14 protein-coding genes are annotated in these 17,686 nt (G+C 73.4%); 11 read left to right on the forward strand and 3 right to left on the reverse strand.

What is annotated here, in order from left to right:
* Positions 1-6 precede the first annotated feature (6 nt).
* Positions 7-1,347, forward strand: coding sequence for an FAD-dependent oxidoreductase (locus tag BJ969_RS17905; protein ID WP_343071466.1), 1,341 nt, complete (start codon positions 7-9; stop codon positions 1,345-1,347).
* Between the two features lie 167 nt (positions 1,348-1,514).
* Here the strand turns inward: BJ969_RS17905 and BJ969_RS17910 are convergent, their stop codons facing one another.
* Both BJ969_RS17910 and BJ969_RS17915 read right to left on the reverse strand, forming a co-directional pair.
* The gene (locus tag BJ969_RS17910) at positions 1,515-1,769 is read right to left on the reverse strand and encodes a hypothetical protein (RefSeq protein ID WP_184480152.1); all 255 of its coding nucleotides are present in this window, start codon (positions 1,767-1,769) and stop codon (positions 1,515-1,517) included.
* A gap of 285 nt (positions 1,770-2,054) precedes the next feature.
* Positions 2,055-2,978: a sugar-binding domain-containing protein gene (locus tag BJ969_RS17915; protein WP_184480156.1), complete on the reverse strand. Its 924-nt coding sequence runs from the start codon at positions 2,976-2,978 to the stop codon at positions 2,055-2,057.
* A gap of 572 nt (positions 2,979-3,550) precedes the next feature.
* On the opposite strand from BJ969_RS17915, the gene BJ969_RS17920 reads away from it, so the two are divergent.
* The 3 genes from BJ969_RS17920 to BJ969_RS17930 all read left to right on the forward strand — a co-directional run bounded on the left by BJ969_RS17920 (position 3,551) and on the right by BJ969_RS17930 (position 8,690).
* Entirely contained in the window at positions 3,551-4,642 is a 1,092-nt protein-coding gene (locus BJ969_RS17920; RefSeq protein WP_184480159.1) for an alcohol dehydrogenase catalytic domain-containing protein, read from the forward strand.
* 14 nt (positions 4,643-4,656) lie between these two features.
* The gene (locus BJ969_RS17925; protein WP_184480162.1) at positions 4,657-5,970 is read left to right on the forward strand and encodes an RbtT/DalT/CsbX family MFS transporter; all 1,314 of its coding nucleotides are present in this window, start codon (positions 4,657-4,659) and stop codon (positions 5,968-5,970) included.
* A gap of 146 nt (positions 5,971-6,116) precedes the next feature.
* Positions 6,117-8,690: an MMPL family transporter gene (locus tag BJ969_RS17930; protein WP_343071467.1), complete on the forward strand. Its 2,574-nt coding sequence runs from the start codon at positions 6,117-6,119 to the stop codon at positions 8,688-8,690.
* 311 nt (positions 8,691-9,001) lie between these two features.
* On the opposite strand, the gene BJ969_RS17935 is transcribed toward BJ969_RS17930, so the two are convergent.
* Positions 9,002-9,976 carry a 3-oxoacyl-ACP synthase III family protein gene (locus tag BJ969_RS17935; protein WP_184480165.1) on the reverse strand — a complete coding sequence of 325 codons (975 nt, stop codon included), beginning with the start codon at positions 9,974-9,976 and terminating at the stop codon, positions 9,002-9,004.
* Between the two features lie 291 nt (positions 9,977-10,267).
* Between BJ969_RS17935 and BJ969_RS17940 the strand changes: the two genes are divergently transcribed.
* Genes BJ969_RS17940 through BJ969_RS17970 form a run of 7 tightly spaced genes read left to right on the forward strand, consistent with a single transcriptional unit; the run spans position 10,268 to position 17,665 of the window.
* Positions 10,268-10,804, forward strand: coding sequence for an isochorismatase family protein (locus tag BJ969_RS17940; RefSeq protein WP_184480168.1), 537 nt, complete (start codon positions 10,268-10,270; stop codon positions 10,802-10,804).
* Positions 10,801-11,607, forward strand: a complete 807-nt coding sequence (locus tag BJ969_RS17945; protein WP_184480171.1) for a hypothetical protein — start codon at positions 10,801-10,803, stop codon at positions 11,605-11,607. The genes BJ969_RS17940 and BJ969_RS17945 overlap by 4 nt, the downstream gene beginning before the upstream one ends.
* On the forward strand, positions 11,604-11,867 hold the full coding sequence (locus BJ969_RS17950; RefSeq protein ID WP_184480174.1) for a phosphopantetheine-binding protein: 264 nt from the start codon (positions 11,604-11,606) through the stop codon (positions 11,865-11,867). The genes BJ969_RS17945 and BJ969_RS17950 overlap by 4 nt, the downstream gene beginning before the upstream one ends.
* Entirely contained in the window at positions 11,861-13,189 is a 1,329-nt protein-coding gene (locus BJ969_RS17955) for a serine hydroxymethyltransferase (RefSeq protein WP_184480177.1), read from the forward strand. Before BJ969_RS17950 ends, BJ969_RS17955 begins: the two co-directional genes overlap by 7 nt.
* Complete coding sequence (locus BJ969_RS17960; protein ID WP_221315866.1) at positions 13,189-15,621, forward strand: non-ribosomal peptide synthetase; 2,433 nt, start codon at positions 13,189-13,191, stop codon at positions 15,619-15,621. The genes BJ969_RS17955 and BJ969_RS17960 overlap by 1 nt, the downstream gene beginning before the upstream one ends.
* A complete protein-coding gene (locus BJ969_RS17965) occupies positions 15,618-16,856 on the forward strand; it encodes a class I SAM-dependent methyltransferase (protein ID WP_184480184.1) in 1,239 nt (412 codons plus the stop codon). Before BJ969_RS17960 ends, BJ969_RS17965 begins: the two co-directional genes overlap by 4 nt.
* Positions 16,853-17,665: a hypothetical protein gene (locus tag BJ969_RS17970; RefSeq protein WP_184480187.1), complete on the forward strand. Its 813-nt coding sequence runs from the start codon at positions 16,853-16,855 to the stop codon at positions 17,663-17,665. Before BJ969_RS17965 ends, BJ969_RS17970 begins: the two co-directional genes overlap by 4 nt.
* Positions 17,666-17,686: the final 21 nt, after the last annotated feature.

Raw genomic sequence — 17,686 nt, forward strand, 5'->3', positions numbered from 1 at the left:
GCAGCTGTGACCCGGCGGGGAACGGACTTCGCCTTCCCCGCCACCGGATTCGAGGAGGAAACCGTGTCGTCGTTCCACGTCCTGATCGCCGGAGGCGGCATCGGAGGTCTCTGCCTGGCGCAAGGACTGCGCAGCAGGGGCATCGACTGCTCGGTGCACGAGAGCGCCCCCGGGATCGTGCGGTCCGGGTACCGGCTGCACATGAACGGCGCGGGCGGCGGCGCGCTGCGGCACTGCCTGCCGGAGAACCTCTACGAGCTCTACGCGCAGACCTCCCGGGAGACGCCGCGCCGCGAATGCCTGGTCGTGCTCGACCACCGGGCGCGCGAGCTCGGCACCCGCCCGCACATCGGCCCGGCGAACGATGCCGCCCGCCCGCACACCGCGGTCGACCGGCGCGCCTTGCGCCAGATCATGAGCGCGGACTTGGACGAGATCGTCCACTTCGGACATACCGTCAGTGGTTTCGAGGACGACGGGGACCGCGTCCGGTTGTCGTTCACCGACGGGTCATCGGCCACCGGGGACGTGCTCGTCGCCGCGGACGGCATCCGCTCCGCGGTCCGGCGGCAGCTGCTCCCGGACGTGCGAACCGTAGACACCGGCATGCGGGGCCTGGCTTCGCGGGCGCCGCTGACCGACGAGCTGGCCGCCGCGTTGCCGGAGGCGCTGTTCGACGGCTTCGTCATCGCGACCGGTCCGGACGGAACCACGTTCGCCTACGGCGCTTACCGGCCGCGGCGCCCGGTCGCCGAAGCGGCGGCCGAGCTGGCCCCGGACGCCGTCATCGATCCGGTCGAGCCGTACATGATGGTCAACGTCAACTTCCCGCCCGGCGCACCGGACGTCCCGGACCTGTGGAGTGCCGCGCCCGATCGGCTCCACGCCGCGATGCGCGCCGCCACCACCGGCTGGCACCCGGCGCTGGCCGGCCTCGTCGAGCACGTGGACCCGGCGACGCTGTTCCCGCAGTCCGTGCGCCACCTCGAACCGGCCGAGCCATGGGAGACCAGCAGGGTGACGCTGCTCGGCGACGCCGTCCACGCCATGCCGCCGACCTTCGGCGCCGGGGCCAACAGCGCCCTGCGCGACGCCGCGGCGCTGACGACCGCATTGCACCGGGCCGCCAGGGGCGAGGCGGAGCTGCTGGAGGCGATCGCCGGCTACGAGGCGGACATGCGCGCCGAGGTCTTCCCCGTCTTGCGCGCTTCGGCCGATCCGCGCGCCATGAACAGCGACTTCATGCCCACCGACCTGCTCTCGCGGACGAGCCGGAAAGAGCGCCGCAGGAACGGCACGTTCGCGGAGTGCTCGACGGGAGTCGGCTCGGATGTCACGTCCGCATGACACCCCGTCGAGCGTCGCACGTGCAGTGGCGAGGCGTCGCCGGAGGACATGACACCGCGGCACTGGCCGCGACCGACTTTGTCCTCAATGGACGGACGATCGCGGTTCATCGCCGCGGGCCCGGCGTCCCCGGCGGACCGGAGCCTGCCGCCGGGCCCTGGTTCGGGTCAGCCGCCGAGTTCGCGGCCGAATTCGAGCAGCGAACCGAAGAAGTCGATGGGAGCGCCCAACACGGCTCGGGCTCCGTCACCGAGTTGCCCCCACCAGTAGTTGACTCCGCCAGCCGCACCGGTCGGATCCTGAGCGATCGCCGCGAGCAGGATGATCAGCCCCAGCAGGATCAGCAACACGATCAGCCCGATCAGGCAACCGGTGTTGCGGAGTCGTTTGCGGACGGGCTTGCGATCCGAATGGCCGGACATGGCACCACCTTCGGTCGGGTTCGGGGACCGGAGCCTAGGGCAGCTCGGCCGCCCCGAGGCTTTTCGCATCCGAACCGTTGCACGCGGCGCACCGCCGCCGTCCCAGGCGCAGAACCTTGATCAGCGTCTCCCGACGCCCGTCGCCACGAGCCTCGCGTCGTGCACGAGCACATCGACCGGCCGCGCGATCTCGGGTACCGCGTCCAGATCACCGAGGCCGGTGGCGACGAATCGGACCGCGCCTGCCGCATGCTCGGCATTGAGGCCGGTGCGCCGCTGCCCGGATCACTCCAGGGAGAGCAGTTCCTCGGCCGCGGTGGCGTCGGTGACGAGGCCGTGGATGAGGCCGGAGCGGATCGCGGCGAGCATGGCCCTGATCTTCGTGGCGCCGCCGCCGACCGCGATGACCTCGGGAACCTGGCGCAGCAGTTCCGCCGGGATGGCGATGCAGCGGTCTTCGAGCCCGCCGACCACTCCGCCTCGGGCGTTGAGCAGCGTCCCGCACACCTCGGCCTGCACGCCCTTCGCCAGCAGCGCCCGCCGCTCCTCGACGGGCAGCGAATCGTGCATCTTCGAATCGGGCGGGTCCCAGCTGCCGACTCCGACCACCGCGCGGGTCACCGTCCGGTGCAGCTCCAGGGCGCGGGCGATCCCGGACTGGCTGCGCAGCCCGCGGGCCGTCGCGGTGTCGGCGACGACGAACGGCGCGTAGATCGGGGTCGCCGGGCCGCCGTTGACCGCGGACATCTGCCGCACCAGCTCGACGGTGTTCTCCGAGACGGAGCCCGCGACGCCCGTCAGCTGGACCACCGGGCACGTCGCCAACCTGGTGAGCGCGGCGGGGATCGAGCCGAGCGTGCGCCCCCACGCGACACCGAGGCAGTCGTCCTCGGTGACCACGTCGCCGAGCAGGTCGGCGGCGACCTTCCCGAGCTGGCGCCGACGCGTCGCGGGATCGTCGGCCGTGACGACGGCGAGCGCGCGGGTGAGCCCGAAGCGGCGGCGGAGCCGGTCCGAGAGCTCGGCGTCCACACCGGACGGGAGCTCCACGGTGATCCGCACGATGCCCTCGGCGTGCGCCGCGTCGAGCAGCCGCGCGACCTGGAACCGCGACAGCTCCAGCTCGTCGGCGATCTGCGACTTGGTCTGCTTCTCGAAGTAGTGCTTCGTCGCGACGAGCGCGGCCAGCATCTGGCGCTCCGGACCCACTTGGTCTCCCGACTGCCCGCCGTCGACCGCTCATCTGAGCGGTCGGTGTTGACTGATGAGCGGCGCGGGTCGGAAGGTTAGCACTTCGTCGACATCGGGGTCAGACGTGCGAGGAGAGCAGTGCACGGCAACGCGACAGGACCGGCTGGCCGAAGCCGGACCGAGCGGCGGGGACGAACCGCCGCCGGCGCTCGACGCTGCCCGGACCTCCTCCGCACGGCGACCTGCGAGCGCCCGGCTGATCGCCGCCGAGGCGGCTCGGCAACACCGAGCTCCTCCCCCACCCCGCCGCACCTCCCCTCGATCGGGCGAGGCGGCACCCCGGCGGCAGTGGCGGCGATCCCGCGGAACCGAACCGCGCGGGACGATGCCGGAAGCGGCGGAGATCTCCGACGGATCCGCCGGTCCGGCCGTTCCCGGCGGCTTCCGCGCCGCCGGCGGTCCGCGCCGCGCGTCGGCGGTGGCGGGCGCTCAGCTCGCCGCCGCGGCCCGCGGCCGACCCCGAGAGCGAACAGGACCCGCCGCTGCGGCGAGCGGGTCGATCGAATGTGATGGAACCACTGGAGGCAAAGGTGCCGAACCCCATTCCCAGCCGGATGACGGCCGTCGTCGTCCACGGCCCGGAGGACTACCGCCTGGAAGAGGTGGACGTCCCCCGGCCGGCCGCGGGCGAACTGCTGATAGAGGTGGAGGCCGTCGGCGTCTGCGCCAGCGACCTGAAGTGCTACCACGGCGCGGCGAAGTTCTGGGGCGACGAGAACCGCGCCGCCTGGGCGCAGAAGGGCATCACTCCCGGGCACGAGTTCGTCGGGACGATCGTCGCCGGTGACCAGGAGGCGCTGGGCCACCACAAGGTGGAGATCGGCGACCGGATCGCCTGCGAGCAGATCGTGCCCTGCGAGGAGTGCCGCTACTGCCGGCGCGGCCAGTACTGGATGTGCGGGCCGCACGACATGTTCGGCTTCCGCAACTACAACGGCGCCATGGCCCAGTACACGCTGGTGCCGAAGAAGGCGCGGGCGCACAAGGTCTCGCACGACCTGAAGCCGGAGCACGCGGCCTACGCCGAACCGCTCTCGTGCGCGCTGCACGCGGTGGAGCGGGCGGACATCAACTTCGGCGACGTGGTCGTCGTGGCCGGGTGCGGACCCATCGGCCTCGGGCTGATCGCGGGGGCGCGGCAGAAGAACCCGATGACGCTGGTGGCGCTCGACCTCGACGACGACAAGCTCGAACTGGGCCGCCGCTGCGGCGCCGACGTCACGTTCAACCCCGCCAAGGAGGACGTGGTCGCGAAGGTCGCGGAACTGACCGAGGGCTACGGCGCCGACGTCTACCTGGAGGGCACCGGCGCCACCCCGGCGGTCGGGCAGGGGCTGAACCTGCTGCGCAAGCTCGGGACCTACGTGGAGTACTCGGTCTTCGGCTCGGACGTGACGGTCGACTGGTCGATCATCTCCGACGACAAGGAGCTCAACGTCCTCGGCGCGCACCTCGGGCCGCACTGCTGGCCCGCGGCGATCAAGCTGCTGGAGCAGGGCAAGATCCCGGTCGACGAGATCTGCACCCACCAGTTCGGCTTGAGCGATTTCCAGCAAGCCCTGGACCTGGTCGCCGACACCTCGGGTGCGTCGGTGAAGGTCTCGATCCTGCCCAACGCGTGAAGGCGGAGAACACCATGACCGACACCGCCACCACGGGCGCGCAGCGCGAGACGTTCCTCGACCGGATCGGCATCCCGCACTCCCTGCGCTGGGGATTCCTCGCAGTGCTGATCTTCATGACCGGCAACGGGACCGAGACCAACTTCATCTCCCCGCACATCGAGACGGTACTGGGCAGTCCCGCCACCACCGTCAGCACGATCATCTCCATGTACGGCGTGTCCGTGCTGGTGGGCAGCTACCTCTCCGGGGTGCTGGCCGACCTGTGGGGGCCGCGCCGCGTGATGCAGCTCGGCGTCGTCGTGTGGGTCGTGTTCGAGCTGCTGTTCCTGGCCAGCCTCGCGCTGGGCAGCCTGCCGCTGGTGTTCCTGACCTACTTCCTGCGCGGGTTCGGCTATCCGCTGTTCGCGTTCGCGTTCCTGGTGTGGGTCAACGTCGTCACCCCGGTCGAGCGCAACGGCAAGGCCGTCGGCTGGTTCTACGTGATGTTCACCGGTGGCCTGCCGACGCTGGGCTCGCTGTACGCGCTGGGCATGATCCCCGCCTTCGGCGGCGGCACGGGTGGTGAGACCGGGGCGATGGTGGCCTCGATCGCCCTCGTGGTGATCGGGTTCCTGATCGCCCAGTTCGCCGTCCACGAGCCGCGGGGCGACCGCCGCGTCGCCTCGGCGGAGCTGTCCACCACCGAGGTGCTCACCGCGGGCCTGCGGTTGACCGCGCGCCGGCCGAAGATCCTCATGGGCTTCCTGGTGCGGCTGATCAACACCGCGCCGCAGTACGGCATGTTCATCATCCTGCCGACGGTGATCGCCGACGAGCTCGGCTGGGGCCAGTCCCGCTGGCTGATCATGACGACGCTGGTCTACGCGTCGAACATCCTGCTCAACGCCGTGTTCGGCGCCATCGGCGACAAGTGGGGCTGGCGGCGCACCGTGCAGTGGTTCGGCGTCTTCGGATCCGCGCTCGGCCTGCTCGCCTGGTGGTACGTGGCGCACCTCGTGCCCGCGGGCTCCGCGTGGGGCTTCTGGGCCGCCACCGCCGCGGGCTGCCTGTTCGGCGCGCTGCTGGCCGGATTCGTGCCGATGGGCGCGATCATGCCGGCGCTCGCTCCGGAGCAGAAGGGCGCCGCGATGGCCATGTACACCACCGCGGCGGGCGGCGCGGCCTTCCTCGGCGCGGCCGTCCCGGCCGTCGTCCTCGCCATCGGCCTCGGGAACGCGAGCGTCGTGTGGGCGTTCGTCCTGCTCTACGTCGCCGCCTTCGTGATGGTCGGCTACCTGAAGGTCCCGGAGGACGAGAACCGCTCGGCGGTGGCCGCGAGCCGCTGATCGAGTCCGGTAGATCCCCCAGGTCCGCCCGTGGTCCCCTCGACCACGGGCGGACCTGCGTCTTGCGGGGAAGACCGCCCCGTCGGGCGCCTGGTGTGCGGCGACACGTTGTTCTCGCCGCCAACTGAGTGAACGATGTTCACTCGGTGTGCGCCGAGGGATCGGCGGACGACGCCGACTCGGGCGGCACCGGCGCCGCGTCCGGGCAGCGAGCCGACGAAGGAGGGTCCGTGTTCGTGTCCTGGGGCGCGGCCGCCCACCGGTTCCGACTGCCCGTGCTGCTCCTCGTGCTGCTCGCCGTGGTCACCGGCGGCGTCTGGGGCCTCGGCGTGTTCGACCGCCTCGGCCACGGCGGCTACGACGACCCCGGCAGCCAGGCCACCCGGGCGGAGCGGGTCGGGGACGCCGCGCTGCGCGAGCAAGCCGCCGACGTCCTCGTGCTCTACACGGCCCCGCCGGGACGGACGGTCGACGACCCCGAGATGGCCTCGAAGATCGGCGCGCGGCTGGACGCGCTCCCTCCCGGCGCGGTCACCCGGGTGCGGTCGTACTGGCGCACGCCGGTGCCGGAGCTCGCGACCCAGGACAAGCAGGTCGCGCTGGCGGTGATCGACTTGGCCGGCGACGACGCGAACGCCGAGCTGCGCTCCTACGAGCGGATCGCGGGACTGCTCCAGGTCGAAGGCGTGTCGACGCAGGTGGCGGGCGAGACGCCCATGCAGGCCTCGTTGCAGGAGCGGGCGACCGCGGATCTGGCCAGGGCCGAAGCGGTGTCCATGCCGGTCGTGCTGGTGCTGCTGGTGCTCATCTTCGGCGGCGTGGTCGCCGCGAGCCTGCCCGTGCTCGTCGGCGGGCTCGCCGTGTTCGGCTCGCTCGGCCTGCTCCACCTGATCAGCTTGTTCACCAGCGTCAACGTGTTCGCGGTGAACGTGGCGAGCCTGCTCGGCCTCGGCCTCGCCATCGACTACGGGCTGTTCATCGTGGGGCGGTACCGGGAGGAACTGGGCCAGGGCCGACGCGGCGCCGAGGCGGTGCGGCGCACCGTGGCCAGCGCCGGGCGCACGGTGGCCTTCTCCTCCACCCTGCTGATCATCGCGCTGTCGGGGCTGCTGTTCTTCCCGCAGGACTTCCTGCGTTCGCTGGCGTACGGCGGGATGTCGGCCGTGGCGCTGGCCGCGGCGATCTCGCTGACCTTGCTGCCCGCGCTGCTGGGCCTGCTCGAACACCGGGTGGACGCGCTCGCGCTGCCCTGGTACCGCGGGGCCGCGGGCGACGGGTCCGAGGGGCGGGGCTGGCGCGGGCTCGCGGACCGGGTGATGGCACGACCGCTGCTCACCTCGGTGCCGATCGTCGTGGTGCTGCTGGCGCTGGGGGCGCCGTTCCTGCACGTGCGGTTCGGCAGCCCCGACGAAGCGATGCTGCCCGCCGACGATCCCGTCCGGCAGGCCGTCGAGTCGGTCGCGCGCGAGTTCCCCGCGATGAGCGACGACGACGTGCGGATCGTGCTGCGCGGCGACGGCACGGCCCCGCCCCCGCCGCAGGACGTCGAAGGCTTCCGGTCCGCGGCGGGCGACGTCGCCGGTGTGGGCGAGCTGCGACCCGCGGGAGCGCACGAGAACGTCGTCGTCTTCAACGCCGCGCTGGAGCAGGACGCCTTCAGCGACCGCTCCGTCCGATCGGTCGAAGACCTCCGGGCGCTGGCGCCACCGGCCGACACCCTGGTCCTGGTCGGCGGTCCGACGGCGGCGAACGCCGACAGCCTGCAGGCCACCGCCGACCGGCTGCCGTGGATGGCGCTGCTGATCGTGGGCGCGACCGCGGTGCTGATGCTGCTCGCGTTCGGATCGGTGCTGCTGCCGGTCAAGGCGGTGGTGGTCAGCGCGCTCAGCCTCTCGGCGACGTTCGGCGTGCTCACCTGGGTCTTCGACGCCGGGCACGGCGCTTCGCTGCTGGGCGTCACGCCGTCACCGCTGGAGGCCAGCGTGGTGGTGCTCATGGCGGCCGTGGTGTTCGGCCTGTCCACCGACTACGAGGCGTTCCTGCTGTCCCGCATGGTGGAGGCGCGGGCCGGCGGCGCCACCACCGAGGAGGCGGTGCGGACCGGGCTCGGCCGGACCGGCCGGATGATCAGCGCCGCCGCGCTGCTGCTGATCGTGGTCACCGGAGCGTTCGCGTCCTCGGGCATCCTGATGATGCGGTTCATCGGTGTCGGCATGGTGCTGGCGTTGGCGTTGGACGCCACCGTCGTGCGGATGGTGCTGGTACCGGCCGTGCTGCGGCTGCTCGGCGACGCCGCGTGGTGGGCGCCGGGGCCGCTGCGGCGCTTGCAGGAGCGGGCCGGGGTCGAGGAGCCGCGCGACGAGGCGGAGCCGCCGGACGAGCCGGGGCGGCCGGACGAGCTCGACGAGTGGCCGGTGGACGAGTCGCTCGACGACCTGTGGCCGGTCGACGATCCGGAACCGTTCCACGAGCCGTGGCCGGTGGACGACCAGGAGGGGGCGACCCGGCTGATCGAGCCCGCGGAGGGCTGCGGGGAGATCACCCGGCCGATCCCGCTCGCGGAGCACCCCTGCGAGCGCACCCTGCCGATCGAGCCCGTGCGCCCCCACGAGATCACCCGCCCGATCCCGCCGGTGGAGTCCGCTGCCGAGATCACCCGGCCGATCGCACCGGTGGAGAGCTCCGCCGAGATCACCCGACGGCTCGCACCCGTGAGATGACGTGCCGGCGCATCGCGCACGGGGAATTCACCGGTGGTTCGCACTTCCGATGCTCCGCCCTGCCCGTTCTCGGCGAATCGAATCGCGACCGCGGGCGACCGGACGATTACTCGGCGAACACATTCCCGAATCCAGCACTCGGTCCTTCCGGACGAATGAGGGCGAGCCCCTTCCGGCATCGCCGCACTCGAACCCGAACCGCGAATGTCCGAATGGTGAGATGACCGGCCGATCCGCGTCGTCAAAATCGATCGGGCGGCACTCCCCCGGCATCGGCGCACAGCGCGAAAGCGCATTCACAGCGCGCGCGATCAGAAGCGCAGCAGAGCCACGGCCACCGACATTCCGCCTCCGAAGGTAGCCAGCAGCGCGATCGACCCGGGTTCGACGCCGGGGCTGCGACGCGCCTGGTCCAGCGTGATCGCCGCCGAGGCGGCGCCGGTGTTGCCGTAGCGCTCGACGGTGGTGTGCAACCGGGCGCCGGTGAGGCCGAGGTCGTCGACCAAGGTCCGGATCAGGTGCCCGTTGCCCTGGTGGGTGATCACGTGGTCGACGTCGCCCCTGGTCAGGTCCAGGTCCGCGAGCAGCCGGTCCACCTCCGGCGGCACCCGGCCGCGGACGAAGTTCACGACCTCGCGGCCGTCCATGCGGAAGTGGTGCAGCCCCGCCTCGACCGTCTCGGCGCTGGTCGGCATCCGGCTGCCGCCCGCCTCGACCCGCACCACCCCGGCCAGCTCGCCGTAGGACGACAACCGGACGCCGAGCACGCTGCGGTCGTCGGCCGCCGGGCCGATCACCGCCGCGCCCGCACCGTCGCCGAGCAGCACCGCGGTCCGCCGATCGGTGGGGTCGATGACGCGGGAGTAGACCTCGGCGGCGATCACCAGGGCGGTGCCGCCGCCGGCGACGTAGCGCCGGGCCAAGTCGAGGGCGAAGACGAAACCGCTGCACACCGCGTTGAGGTCGAAGGCGGCCACCTGCTGCGGCGCGCCGAGCCGGTGGGCGACGACCGCGGCCGTCGGCGGCTGCGGGGAGTCCGGCGTGGAGGTCGCGACGACCAGGAGGGACAGGTCGGCGACGTCGGTGCCCGCCGCTTCCAGCGCGCGGCGGGCCGCGGCGACGGCGAGGTCGGAGGTGGCGTCGCCGGGTTCGGCGTAGCGCCGCTCGCGGATGCCGGTCTTGCGCCGGATCCACTCGTCGTCGACCCCGGCGGGTGCTCCCGCGGTGGCGTTGTCGACGACCCGCGGCGGTACGTGGGAACCCGTTCCCACTACTCCGACACCCATTGACGACCTCCCGGGCCGCACTCGGCCACATGCGTCGGAATTCATTTCCGCAAACATTTCGAGAATCAATTTTCGCGCCGCGAATGGCACACTAACACGTCACCTCGGCATATTCCACCGTCATCATCGAGTGGATTTAACAGTCTTTTTACACTATAAGACTCGCTCCGCCCGGATCACTCGTGAGGGATTTCCCCTTCTTTTCCATTGCGGCGAGATGGGTCGACGCGGAAATGGCTTTCGGTGCCGTTTGTTTGTTCCGGGATCCGCGACGAAAACAGGAGGTGCCTCGTGCAATTCGGAGGGGCGCTGGTGATCGTGGACCTCCAAGTCGAGTACGTGGAATCGGCGTTCAACGGAGCCGCGACCGTCCAGGTGCTGACCGGCCTCCGCGATCGAGCGGTGCGCGCCGGAGCCCCGGTGGTGCAGATCCAGCACCGCGAGCCGGGCTTCGGACCGGATCGGCCGGGATGGGAGCTCGCGATCCCGCCGACCCGCTCGGAACGGGTCCTGGTCAAGGACACGCCGGACGCGTTCGTCGGCACCGGCCTCGACGAACTGCTGCGCGCGGAAGGCGCGAGCACGCTGGTGATCGGCGGGTTCAGCACCGAGTACTGCGTGGACTCCACGGTGCGCGCCGCGCTGAGCGGCGCGTTCGACGTCCTCGTTCCCGGCGACGGGCACACCACCGCCGCGACCGGCGGGGTGCTGCCCCCGGACCGGGTCGTCGCCCACCACAACCACGTGTTCCCCGGTCTGTCCGCGGCGGCCCGCTGCCACGTGGCGCCGGCGGCGGAGATCGACTTCGGGGCGGAGCACCACCGATGAGCCCGGCCTGGACCGCGCTGCGCGACGGCCCCGGCTCCGAACTCGTGCTGGCCTGCGACTTCGCCACGGCGGGACGGCGGATCGCGACGTTCGCCGACCTCGTCGCGCTGACCGGTGACGGGCCGACCGTCTGGGAGAGCGCACCGGCACCACCGGCCGGCTCGCCGGACGGTGACGCGCAAGTGGCGCGCTGGGCGGAGGCCGTCCGCGCGAGCGGGCGCCCGGTCCGCGCGGTGCTGGGGTTCTGCACCGGGGCGGTGTACGCCGCCGCGCTGGCCGCGGAGATCTCCCGGTCGCAGCCCACCCGGTTGATCCTGCTCGACCCCGAACCCGGTGACGCGCGCCCGATGCTGGCGTTCCACCGCGAAGTCGTCGCCCGGTTCGCCGCGCTCGCACCGCCCGGCGCCGCGGACACCCTCGCCGCCGCAGAAGCCGCGGCGACCGAGGACGACCTCACGACCCTGGCCGAGCGGCTCGTCGCGCTGTGCGCCGAGGTCGTGGAACCGGCGTGCGCGAACGCCGGGCTCGGTGCCGCCCGCACCGCCGACTACCTCGACGTCGCCGCCTCCTACCTGCACTGGCTGGCGGGCGCCGGGTCGTTGCGCCCGCGGCCGTCCTGGACGACGGCCTCGGCGATCAACTCGTCGACGCCGGGCTCGGGCCTGCTCGGCTTCTCGCCCGCCGAGCGCGCCGGGCTCGTCGCCGACGCCGTCCACCTCGACGTCTCCCACGAGGACCTGATGCGCACGCCGGAGGCGGCGCGCACCACCGCACGACTGGTGAGAGAGAAGGAGCCGACATGACCGAGGACCTCGAGTCCGTTCTGCTGGCGCTGTGGCGGGAGACGCTGTCCCACGACGACCTCGACGCCGACTCCAACTTCTTCGTCCACGGCGGGCATTCGCTGCTGGGGCTGGTCATGCTCGAACGCGTCCAGGAGCTCACCGGCGCCGACCTGCCGCTGGCCGATCTGTTCGAGTGCCCCACCCCGGCCCGGCTGGGTGAGCGGGTGCGGGCCGCGACGGCGGATGACCCGGCCCCGGCGCCGGATTCGCCGTGCTGAGCACCGGTACCACCCGGTTGCGCGCCGAGGACCCGGAACTGGCCGGGCTGCTCGAAGACGAGCTGACCCGCCAGGACGAGACGCTGTCGCTGGTCGCCTCGGCCGGTGTCGCGGACGCCTCGGTGCTGGCCGCCGGGGCGGCGGCGCTGTCGGACGTGACCGCCGAGGGCTACCCCGGTTCCCGCTTCCACCCCGGGGCCGAGGGGTTCGACGCGGTCGAGCGGCTGGCCGTCGCGCGGGCGCGCGCGGCGTTCGGCGCGAGCCACGCCAACGTCCAGCCGCACTCCTGCTCCGCCGCCAACCTCGCCGTGCTCACCGCGCTGCTGCCGGTCGGCGGCGTCCTGTTAGGACTGCGCCTCGACGCGGGCGGTCACCTCACCCACGGGGCCCCGGCGTCGGTCACGGGGCGCTGGTTCCGGCCGGTGTCCTACGGCGTCGGCGACGACGGCCGCATCGACTACGCCGCGCTCGCCCGCGCGGCGCGCGAGCACCGGCCCGGCGTGATCGTGGCCGGGGCCAGCGCGCATCCGCGCCGGATCGACCACGTGCGGTTCCGGGAGATCGCCGACGAGGTCGGCGCCTACCTGCTCGCGGACATCTCGCACGTCGCCGGGCTGGTGGCCGCCGGGCTGCACCCGAATCCGGTGGACGTCGCGCACGTCACCACGACGAGCACCTACAAGCAGCTCGACGGCCCGCGGGGCGGCCTGATCCTGCTCGGCCGCGACCACGACCGCCCCGGACCCGGCGGCGCTTCGCTGGCCCGGCTGATCGACCGAGCGGTCTTCCCCGGCACCCAGGGCACCCCGGCTCCGGCGGCGATCGCGGCGAAGGCCCGCGCGCTCGACCGGGCGCGGGGGCCGGAGTTCGAGCGCACCGCGCGTCTCGTGCTCGACGACGCGGCGGCGCTCGCCACGGCCCTGCGGGGGCTCGGGTACCGGTTGCTCACCGGCGGCACCGAGACCCACATGGTGATGCTCGACCTGCGTCCTGACGGCCCGTCCGGGCTGGTGGCCGAACGCGCGCTGGAGGAGTGCGGCATCCTCGCCAACCGCAATTCCGTACCCGGCGACACCGCACCGCCCACCGTGACGGGCGGTCTGCGGCTCGGCACCAACGTGCTCGCCCGCCGCGGCATGGGACCGGCGGAGATGGCGCGGTGCGCCGGGCTGCTCGACCGCGTGCTGCGGTGCGCGGAGCCGGTCGATGCGACGCGGTACCGGCTCGACCCGGTGGTGCGCGACGAAATCCGCGCCGAAGTGCGGGAGTTGACCCGGTCCTTCCCCTTGCCCGGTCGGCCCGTGCCGGAAGGAGTCCGATGATGGGGCGGAATCCCGGCACCGCGAGCTCGGCCGCGCCGGAACCCGGTGCCGGGGCGACCGCCGTCCGGTTCCCGGCCGACCGGCGTCGTGACCCGGACGCCCCGCGCGTCGACGGCGGCGAACCGGCCCGGCCGCTGCCCGCCGAGGCGGTCCGGGAACTGGCCCGAGCCACCGGCGCCGGTACCGACGCCGTGCTCGTCGCCGCGGCGGCGGCCCTGCTGGCGCGCTGCACCGGCTACGGCCACCGGGCGTTCACCCTGCACAGCCCGGGAAATCCGTCTCGGATCGTCGCCGTCGAGGTCGACGAGGACCTGCCGTTCACGACCTTGGTCGCGCGGATCTCCGCCGAGCAGGAGCCGATGACCGCGGCCTCGCCCGGCACGGGCGTGGCGATCGTGGCACCGGACGCACCGTGGCCCGGCACCACCGACGAACTGTGCCTGCGCTTGATCGGCGGTGCGTCCCCGCGAGTCGCGGTGGACTACGACGCCGCCGTGTTCGCCGCTCCGACCGCGCGCCGACTCGTGGAGCAGTTCGCGACGTTGCTCGACGGCGCCGCCGCTGCACCCGGCGCTCCGGTGTCCGCGCTGCCGGTGTCCTCCGCCGACGAGCTGCACGCGATGCTCGTGGCCTGGAACGCAACCCGCACCGACCTGCCGCTGCCCGGCCCGACGCTGCACGAAGCGGTGGCCGCCGTGGCACGCCGGGACCCGACGGCAGTCGTGGCCGTCGACGGTGCTCGGCGGGTCACCCGCGGCGAGCTCGACGCCACCGCCGACCACGCGGCCTCGCAGCTGCGCGCCGCGGGGGTGCGCCGTGGCGTGCGCGTGGGCGTGTGCCTGCACCGGTCGCTGGAGCTGCTGGTGGCGGTGCTCGGCGTGCTGCGCGCCGGAGCCGCCTACGTGCCGCTCGATCCAGCGCACCCGCAGGCCCGGCTGCGCTCCGCGCTGGAAGGCGCGGGCTGTGCCGCCGTCGTCATCGGGGACGGCACGGCCGGGCTGCCCGGTTCGGCGTCGGTCCCCGAGATCCGCCTCGACCCCGGCGCCGAACACGCTCCGGTCGGCCCTGCGGGAGCGGAGCCGGACGATCCCTGCTACGTCATCCACACCTCCGGCACCACCGGCAGCCCCAAGGGCATCGAGCTGCGCCACGCGGGAGTGCTCAACAACCTCGTCGACCTCGGCACCCGGTTCGGCATCGGCCCGGACGACTCCGCGCTGGCGCTGTCCGCGCCGGGCTTCGACATGTCGGTGTTCGAATTCCTCGGCCTGCCGGTTGCCGGTGGCGCGGTCGTGCTGCCCGAACCGGAGCGGGCCGGGGACCCCGCGCACTGGGTGGAACTCGTGCTGCGGCACCGGATCACGGTGTGGAACTCCGCGCCGGCGCTGCTGGAACGGCTCGTGGAGCGGGCCGAGCGGACCGGCACCCGCCTGGACTCGCTGCGGCTGGCGCTGCTCGGCGGGGACTGGGTCGGCACCGACCTGCCCGCGCGGTTGCGCGCCCTCGCCCCGCGGCTGCGGTTCGTCGCGCTCGGCGGCGCCACGGAGGCGTCGATCCACTCCACGGTGCACGAAGTTCCCGGGTCCGGGCCGGATCCCGGCCGGGCGAGCATCCCGTACGGCCGTCCGATGGCGAACCAGCGCGCCTACCTGCTCGACGAGCACCACCGTCCGGTGCCCGCCGGGGTGCCGGGAGAGCTGCACCTGGCCGGCGCGGGCCTGGCCACCGGCTACGTCGGCGACGACGAGCGCACCGCCGACCGCTTCACCGACTGGTCCTTCGGCCCCGTCCGGCACGAGCGGCTCTACCGCACCGGCGACCGGGCGCGGCTGCACCCCGACGGGGAGCTGGAGCTGCTCGGCAGGATCGACGCCCAGCTCAAGATCGGCGGGGTGCGGATCGAACCCGCCGAGGTGGAAGCGGTGCTGCTCACCCATCCCGCCGTGGTGGCCTGCGCGGTGGCCGCGCCCGCGGGGAAGCTGACCGCGCACGTGGTGGTGCGCGCGGACGGGCCTGCTCCGGCGGGCGACGAGTTGCGGGCGCACGCCGCGCGGAGCCTGCCCGCGGCGTTCCTGCCCACAGCCTGGGCGTGGCCGGCCGCGCTGCCGCTGAGCCCGAACGGCAAGGTCGACCGGCGGGCGCTGGCCACCGCGCCCGCCCCGGAACCGACCGGCACCGGTGAGCCGCCCCGCGACGAGTGGGAGCACCGGGTCGCGCAGGTGTGGCAGCAGGTGCTGGGCACCGGACCGCTCGGCCGCGACAGCGAATTCCACGCCTCCGGCGGTGATTCGCTCGCCGCGATGATCATCGTGCAGCGGCTCGACCCCGACCTGCCCACCACCGAGCTCTACTCCGACCCCACCATCCGCGGGTTGGCGCGGCGGCTTCGCGACCGCTCCGACCCGAACGCTCCCGGAGGGCCAGACGCATGACCGACCCCATCGGCACCCGACCCGACACCGGCCCCACCGGCGAGGAACGCATCCTCGCCCAGTGGACCGGCATCTACGACGCCGTCTACCGGCACGTCGGGGACCGCCCGGACCGGGACTTCGCGGGATTCCGCAGCGGCCTCAGCGGCGAGAACTACACCGACGCCGAAGTGATCGAGTGGATCGACGGCACCGTCGCGCAGGTGCTGGCGCTGCACCCGCGCAGCGTCCTCGACGTCGGCGCCGGAACCGGCCTGATCGCCCGCGGACTGCTGCCGCACGTGGACCGGTACGCGGGCACCGACATCTCGCCGCGCGGCGTGGACCGGCTCCGGTCCGGGCTCGGCGGCTGGGCGGGCGCCGAGTTCGCGGTGCGCGACGCCGACGGGATCGGCGATCTCGGCTCGTTCGACGCCGTCGTGGTCAACTCGGTGATCCAGCACTTCCCCGGCGCCGACTACCTGCGGCGGGCGCTGGCCCGGATGGCCGAGGTGAGCGCCCCGGCTGGCGCGGTGTTCATCGGGGACGTGCCCGGCCTGCACCTGCGCGACCTGCACCACCTGTGCGTGGTCGCGAACCGGCTGCGCGCCACGTCGAAGGTCCCGAGCGCCGGGGACGTGCGCGAGCAGCTGTCCGGTTCGGCCGCGCTGGACCGGGAACTGGTCGTGCACCCCGATTTCTTCACCGCGTTCGCCGCCGAGCACGGCCTGTCCGCCGACGTCCGGCTCAAACCGGGCCGCCGTCCCATCGAGATGAACCTGTTCCGCTACGACGTGCGGCTGCACCACCGCGCCGACGACCTGCTCGACCCGACCGAGGTCGAGCGCACCCCGTGGGACGGCGCCCCGGCGGCGGCGCTGGCCGAGCGGGCGGCGGCGAGCTCGGCACCGACCGCGATCACCGGCATCCCGAGACCCGAGCTGACCCCGATCGCGGCGGCCCTGGACCGGCTGCGGGAGCTCACCGCGGAGGCTCCCGTCGACCCCGGGTCGCTGCCGACCGGATCCGGCGCCGACGCGCCCGGACCGGGGATGCACCACGCCGACGTGGTCGACGCCGCCGCCGCGCTGGGACGGGCCTGCTTCGTCACGCCGTCGGCGACCGACCCCACGGCCTACGACGCCGTGTTCGCCGGGGCCGGGCGGACCCGCGGCCTGGCCGTGCCGACCTCCCCCGGCTCCGACCGGCCGTGGACCACCGGGCCGTCGCCGCTGACACCGGCGGGTGGCCGGTGACGCCGCGCGTGCACGCGGTCCTGCGCGCGGGCGGTGACGGGCTCGTCGTCGCGGCGGACTTCGCGATGGCGGGACGTCCCGCGGCGAACTTCACCGAGCTCGTGGCGGGTCTGAACACCGCGCACACCACGTGGGAGACCCTGCCCCCACCGGGCGGGCCGACGGCCGGGACGGGCGGGCAGGACCACGTCGAGACCTGGGTCGCCGAGATCCGGGCCGCCGGGCGCCCGGTGCGCGCGGTGCTCGGGTTCTGCAGCGGCAGCGTCTACGCCGGTGCGATGCACCGCGAGATCTCCCGCTTCCAGGACCCGCCGGAGCTGGTGCTGTTCGACCCCGACCGGGCCGACCGCGCGATGGTCATCGACTACTTCGCCGAACTCGCCACGACCCGGCTGTCCGCGCTGCTCACCCCGGAGGAGGTCGAGGAGTCGGTCCGCGCCGGGCGGGCCGTCGACGCCGACGCGGCCGGGCCGCTGGAGCTGGCCGCCGGGCTCGGCGCGCTGTGCGCGGAGATCCTGCCGCCCGCGTGCCGCCGGGCCGGTCTCACCGGGCGGCGCAGCACCGAGCTCGCCGACGTCCTCGCCGCCTACCTGCACTGGCTCGCCGCCGCGACCGAGTTCGACGTACGACCGCTGTGGTCCTCGGCGACCGCGCTGAACTCGGCCACCGACGGCTACGGCCTCGACGCGTTCCCCGCCGCCGAACGCCCCGGTCTGGTCGGCCGGGTCGTGCAGTGCGAGGCCCCGTACCAGGACCTGCTGCGCGCCCCCGGAACGGCGCGGCTGGTCGACGACCTGCTACCGCGCTGACCGATCCCGCCGACCGAGCCG

This window comes from Saccharopolyspora gloriosae (genome assembly GCF_014203325.1).
In the GTDB taxonomy this organism is placed as follows: domain Bacteria; phylum Actinomycetota; class Actinomycetes; order Mycobacteriales; family Pseudonocardiaceae; genus Saccharopolyspora_C; species Saccharopolyspora_C gloriosae.

What these genes read in the sequence shown, in the direction of transcription:
- BJ969_RS17960 (WP_221315866.1), top strand. Translation starts at nt 13,189, where the DNA reads ATGGGGCGGAATCCCGGCACCGCGAGCTCGGCCGCGCCGGAACCCGGT.
- BJ969_RS17910 (WP_184480152.1), bottom strand. Translation starts at nt 1,769, where the DNA reads ATGTCCGGCCATTCGGATCGCAAGCCCGTCCGCAAACGACTCCGCAAC.
- BJ969_RS17950 (WP_184480174.1), top strand. Translation starts at nt 11,604, where the DNA reads ATGACCGAGGACCTCGAGTCCGTTCTGCTGGCGCTGTGGCGGGAGACG.
- BJ969_RS17965 (WP_184480184.1), top strand. Translation starts at nt 15,618, where the DNA reads ATGACCGACCCCATCGGCACCCGACCCGACACCGGCCCCACCGGCGAG.
- BJ969_RS17945 (WP_184480171.1), top strand. Translation starts at nt 10,801, where the DNA reads ATGAGCCCGGCCTGGACCGCGCTGCGCGACGGCCCCGGCTCCGAACTC.
- BJ969_RS17925 (WP_184480162.1), top strand. Translation starts at nt 4,657, where the DNA reads ATGACCGACACCGCCACCACGGGCGCGCAGCGCGAGACGTTCCTCGAC.
- BJ969_RS17935 (WP_184480165.1), bottom strand. Translation starts at nt 9,976, where the DNA reads ATGGGTGTCGGAGTAGTGGGAACGGGTTCCCACGTACCGCCGCGGGTC.